Raw genomic sequence first — 5285 nt, forward strand, 5'->3', positions numbered from 1 at the left:
GAAAAGGTCAGCAAGACTTATCAGCCCAAGCCCCCCTATTTAATGAATATAATTAAAGCTTTTATCGTGGGTGGATTGATTTGTGTTTTTGGAGAGCTCATAACTCAAATGTATATCCATTGGTTTGATTTTAGTGAAAAAGAAGCAGGGAACCCGACAGTAGCTACGCTTATTTTGATCTCAGCTCTATTAACCGGGTTTGGGGTTTATGACAAGCTTGGTCAGTTTGCAGGTGCAGGATCAGCTGTGCCAGTTACTGGGTTTGCAAATTCCATTACATCTGCTGCATTGGAGCATAAGAGTGAAGGGTTAGTACTTGGTGTTGCAACCAACCTGTTCAAGTTAGCGGGATCTGTGATCGTTTTTGGGGTTGTATCTGCTTATATATTAGGCGTTTTGCGTTATATTTGGTCGCTCATTTTTTAGGAGGAATACATTATGGCTAAGACAGGTAAACAATCGTGGTCCTTTACAAATCCCGTCTACCTTCAATCATCAGGAACTGCCGTTGGACCTCTTGAAGGGGAAGGTCCTTTAAAGGATACCTTTGATCGTATCTATGATGAACTTCATTGTAATGAAGACAACTGGGAATTGGCAGAACGAAGGTTGATGACGGATGCAGTTCATTCCTGTTTACAGAAGGCAGGAATTGACGAATCATCTATTGATGTGTTTTTAGCAGGAGATCTATTAAATCAAAATGTAACAGGGAACTATGTTGCAAGGCAATTAGGGATCCCGCTATTAGGGATGTTTGGTGCGTGTTCAACAAGTATGGAAACGCTCGCAACAGGAGCTGCTCTAGTGGAGGCAGGATACGCAAAACAAGCCCTTGTAGCCGTTAGCTCCCACAATTGTACTGCCGAACGTCAATTCAGGTATCCTACCGAATACGGAGGACAAAAACCAAAGACAGCGACATACACCGTAACCGGAAGCGGTGCTGCCCTTATATCTAATACACCTTCTTCGGTTCGAATAGAAGCTGCCACTATTGGAAAAGTAATGGATTATAGTATCAAAGATCCTTTTGATATGGGATCTGCAATGGCTCCAGCAGCATGGGATACGATTAAAACCCATCTTGAGGATATGGGCCGCGTACCTTCAGATTATGACTTAATAGCGACGGGGGACCTTTCAGCAGTTGGGACACCGATTTTGAGAGATATGATGGAACAGGATGGGTATGATATAACTCCGGTTCATCAGGATTGTGGACTTCTCATTTATCATTCTGATCAGCCGGTATTCAGTGGGGGGAGCGGGTGCGCCTGTTCAGCTGTAGTCACGTACGGAAAGTTATTAAGCGATTTGAAAGCTGGCACTTACAAACGGATCTTAGTTGTAGCCACAGGAGCACTCATGAGTCCCATGATGATACAACAGAAAGAATCCATCCCTGGCATCGCCCATGCTGTAGTTTTATCGAAAGGGGATGAATAGCGATGAGTTTTGTGTGGGCTTTTGTTGTCGGAGGGGCTATTTGTGTAGTAGGGCAAATATTACTTGATTACTTCAAACTCACTCCTGCCCATGTAATGTCCTCCTTTGTCGTGGCAGGTGCCGTGTTAGATGTCTTTGACCTTTACGATAATTTGATCGAGTTTGCAGGAGCTGGAGCAACTGTTCCGATTACAAGTTTTGGACATTCATTGCTTCATGGTGCTATGGAACAATCGGACGACCACGGCATTATCGGAATAGCAATTGGAATATTCGAATTGACATCAGCTGGTATTGCATCTGCCATTTTATTCGGATTTATCGTAGCCGTTATCTTTAAACCTAAAGGTTAAAGAGCAATTAAGGAGTTGAACTATATGCCTGCAGAAAAAACGGATACACCGATTGTTATGAAGTTAGAGCAAAATAGAAAAGTGATGAATGAACGGGTAGGTGTGGACCAATCCTTTGATATCGGATTCCGAACGCTGAAAATTCTTGATCATGAAATCAATGTTTACTACGTAACAGGTTTATGTGAAACCCCAATTATCGTCGAATTGATGCGTCAACTATTTGAGATGAATGAATTGGTGAATGAGAAAGCAGACATTTTTCAACAGATAAAGAATGACATTCCACATCAGCAAGTTGAAGTTGTCACATCGATCGACAAATGTATCACTCAAATGTTATCAGGATTGATCGTCATATTTGTAGAGGGAGAAACTGAAGCTTTTACTGTTGATGTGCGTTCATATCCAGGGCGAACACCTGAAGAACCTGATACTGAGAAGGTCATCCGAGGTTCGCGTGATGGATACACAGAAAACATTATCGAAAATACCGCGTTGACACGAAGGAGAATAAGGGATGAACGTCTCCGTCATGAAATCATGCAGGTAGGAAGCCGTTCGAAAACGGACATCTGTTTGTCCTATATTCAGGACGTAGCTGACCCAGGGCTCGTCGATTTGATCAAGCAGGAAATCAAAAACATAGATGTTGATGGGCTCTCCATGGCTGATAAGACATTAGAAGAATATTTAGTTCACCAGGGTCGTAACCCTTTCCCCCTTGTAAGGTACACAGAGCGACCGGATGTAGCTGCTTCCCACCTTTTTGAAGGGCACGTTCTTATTATGGTTGATACATCTCCAAGTACAATTATTACACCGACGACTTATTTTCACCATGTCCAGCATGCCGAAGAATTCAGACAATCCCCAGCTGTCGGTACATTTGTTCGCTGGGTGAGGTTTTTTGGAATATTTGCTTCGGTCTTTCTATTACCTTTATGGTTATTATTCGTTATGCAGCCTGAACTGCTTCCTGAGCCTCTCGCGTTTGTTGGTCCTAACGAAGAGAGTAGTATTCCTGTCATTTATCAAATTTTAATTGCTGATTTAGGTCTTGAGATGCTTAGAATTGCTGCCATCCACACGCCGACACCGCTTTCTACAGCGATGGGGCTGATTGCAGCGGTCTTGATCGGGCAAATCGCTATAGACGTAGGGATGTTTATACCAGAAGTTATTCTTTATGTGGCGGTAAGTGCCATTGGTTCTTATGCCACGCCAAGTTATGAACTATCTGTTGCTAATAAAATGTCTCGAGTCGCCTTAGTCATATTTGTAGCATTCTTCGGATTAAAAGGACTGGTCATAGGTATGACCGTATATATCCTGTCTCTTACACGTACGAAATCACTTAATACTCCTTACCTGTGGCCTTTTTTACCTTTCAATGCTAAAGCCGCAATGCAAATTATCCTGCGCATGTCTATGCCTTCCTTAAAAGTTCGTCCAAGCGTTGTACATCCCCAGAATAATCAGCGGCAGAAATAATCGTATTGCCCCTTCCTTATCAATGTGATAAATTAAAACAAATAACTCAAATGTTCCTTTTCTTAAGGGGCATTTTCTTTTTATTCAGTGGCCTGCAAGTAATAAACATTAATTGTTTGGCATAACTAGATGGTGGTGATTAAGATGAAATATGATGTGAATGAGTCTGGAGAGTTAATGATTGGTGGCGTAAAAACTCAGGAACTAGCTGATAAATACGGAACGCCATTGTACGTTTATGACATTGAACAAGTGCGGTCGAACGCACGTGCATTTATGAATACATTTCAAAAGTACCAAGTGCCAGCACAAGTGGCTTATGCAAGCAAAGCGTTTTCTTCAATAGCCATGCTGCAGGTGGCCCACCAAGAAGGATTAAGTCTTGATGTCGTATCACAGGGAGAATTACATACCGCCCTTGAAGCGGGGTTTCCGGTTGGAAAAATCCATATGCATGGAAACAATAAAAATATTTCCGAACTTGAAATGGCTGTCAAACATAAGATTGGCTGTATTGTAGTAGATAATTTTTATGAAATTGAACTCCTCAGTGCTATTTTAGAAGAAAGAAACTTAGAAATGGATGTACTTCTTCGAGTGACCCCTGGGATTGAAGCCCATACTCACGACTATATTTTGACAGGTCAAGAAGATTCTAAGTTCGGATTCGATCTTTCTAGCGGGCAAGCAGAAGAAGCTTTGCTTAAAGTAATGGATCACTCAAAAATAAATGTGAAGGGTCTTCACTGCCATATTGGCTCACAGATTTTTGAAACAAGCGGGTTTGAAATGGCGACAAGGAAGCTCTTTTCTACGCTGGAGGAATGGCGCCGGCGATTCGATTATACAGCTGACGTTGTAAATCTAGGTGGAGGCTTCGGCATTCAGTACACGAAGGAAGATGACCCTTTAGAACCCGAACAGTATGCAAAAGCATTAATTGAAGAAGTAAAAAATCTATCTGAACAAGCTAATTATCCACTTCCTGAAATTTGGATTGAGCCTGGTCGTGCCATCGTCGGAGAGGCTGGCGTAACTTTATATACGGTTGGATCGATTAAGGATATTCCTGGTGTTAGAACGTATGTATCCGTTGACGGGGGAATGACGGATAACATTCGTCCTGCTCTGTACCAGGCGAAGTATGAAGCTGCATTAGCCAATCGAATGAACGATGCTAAGGAAAAAGAGTATGCGATTGCGGGGAAGTGTTGTGAGTCGGGAGATATGCTAATATGGGATGTGGCGCTTCCTAAAGTTGAACATCAAGATTTACTTGCAGTTTTCAGTACTGGAGCGTATGGTTATGCTATGGCGAATAATTACAATCGTTTCCAGAAAGCTGCTGTTGTTTTCGTGGAAGACGGACGACATCAACTGGTCGTTCGCAGAGAAACATTTCAGGAGATGACTAGACACGATTTATCTTACGAACAACAGAAAGGAGAAACAAAACATGAAGCAAGCAACAATTGAGTTTGAAAACGGAGAAAAAATGATTATTGAATTATATGATGAGGACGCACCTAACACGGTTGCTAACTTTGAAAAATTAGCAAACAGCGAATTTTACGATGGACTAACCTTCCACCGTGTGATTCCGGATTTTGTCATCCAAGGTGGCTGCCCGAAAGGTAATGGAACTGGCGGCCCAGGTTATACAATTAAGTGTGAGACAGAAGGAAATCCTCATAAACATGAGCGTGGCACTTTATCTATGGCGCATGCCGGAAAAGATACAGGTGGAAGTCAATTTTTCGTCTGTCACTCTCCACAGCCTCATTTGGACGGACGCCATACGGTTTTTGGTAAAGTCGTCGAAGGCGTAGATACCGTCGACAGGGTACGTGCAGGTGATGTAATGCAGCGTGTAAGAGTACAAGACTAAATAGACCTTAAGGAATGCTGTAATGCTTGTCACTTTATTGGTATTGATTTTTGTTGTGGCACCCCTTAGTCTGTTCATACATGAACTAGGTCATGTTCTAG

At 42.3% G+C, this 5285-nt stretch carries 6 protein-coding genes; all 6 read left to right on the plus strand.

The window, feature by feature from the left end; genetic code table 11:
• Positions 1-426 (plus strand): stage V sporulation protein AC (gene spoVAC / locus LD39_RS12340; RefSeq protein ID WP_035547006.1); only part of this gene is annotated, 426 nt, incomplete at its 5' end.
• A gap of 12 nt (positions 427-438) precedes the next feature.
• A complete protein-coding gene (gene spoVAD, locus LD39_RS12345) occupies positions 439-1449 on the plus strand; it encodes a stage V sporulation protein AD (RefSeq protein ID WP_035547008.1) in 1011 nt (336 codons plus the stop codon).
• 2 nt (positions 1450-1451) lie between these two features.
• Positions 1452-1802 carry a stage V sporulation protein AE gene (spoVAE, locus tag LD39_RS12350; RefSeq protein ID WP_035547011.1) on the plus strand — a complete coding sequence of 117 codons (351 nt, stop codon included), beginning with the start codon at positions 1452-1454 and terminating at the stop codon, positions 1800-1802.
• Positions 1803-1826: 24 nt separating this feature from the next.
• The gene (locus LD39_RS12355; protein WP_035547014.1) at positions 1827-3296 is read left to right on the plus strand and encodes a spore germination protein; all 1470 of its coding nucleotides are present in this window, start codon (positions 1827-1829) and stop codon (positions 3294-3296) included.
• Positions 3297-3440: 144 nt separating this feature from the next.
• A complete protein-coding gene (gene lysA / locus LD39_RS12360) occupies positions 3441-4772 on the plus strand; it encodes a diaminopimelate decarboxylase (RefSeq protein WP_035547015.1) in 1332 nt (443 codons plus the stop codon).
• Positions 4753-5184 carry a peptidylprolyl isomerase gene (locus LD39_RS12365; protein ID WP_035547017.1) on the plus strand — a complete coding sequence of 144 codons (432 nt, stop codon included), beginning with the start codon at positions 4753-4755 and terminating at the stop codon, positions 5182-5184. Before lysA ends, LD39_RS12365 begins: the two co-directional genes overlap by 20 nt.
• Positions 5185-5285 lie beyond the last annotated feature (101 nt).

Source organism: Halobacillus sp. BBL2006 (assembly GCF_000786645.1).
In the GTDB taxonomy this organism is placed as follows: domain Bacteria; phylum Bacillota; class Bacilli; order Bacillales; family Halobacillaceae; genus Halobacillus.

Bases quoted from the DNA above. Each gene is read 5' to 3' on its own strand.
- lysA (WP_035547015.1), top strand. From the start codon at position 3,441: ATGAAATATGATGTGAATGAGTCTGGAGAGTTAATGATTGGTGGCGTA.
- LD39_RS12365 (WP_035547017.1), top strand. From the start codon at position 4,753: ATGAAGCAAGCAACAATTGAGTTTGAAAACGGAGAAAAAATGATTATT.
- LD39_RS12355 (WP_035547014.1), top strand. From the start codon at position 1,827: ATGCCTGCAGAAAAAACGGATACACCGATTGTTATGAAGTTAGAGCAA.
- spoVAE (WP_035547011.1), top strand. From the start codon at position 1,452: ATGAGTTTTGTGTGGGCTTTTGTTGTCGGAGGGGCTATTTGTGTAGTA.
- spoVAD (WP_035547008.1), top strand. From the start codon at position 439: ATGGCTAAGACAGGTAAACAATCGTGGTCCTTTACAAATCCCGTCTAC.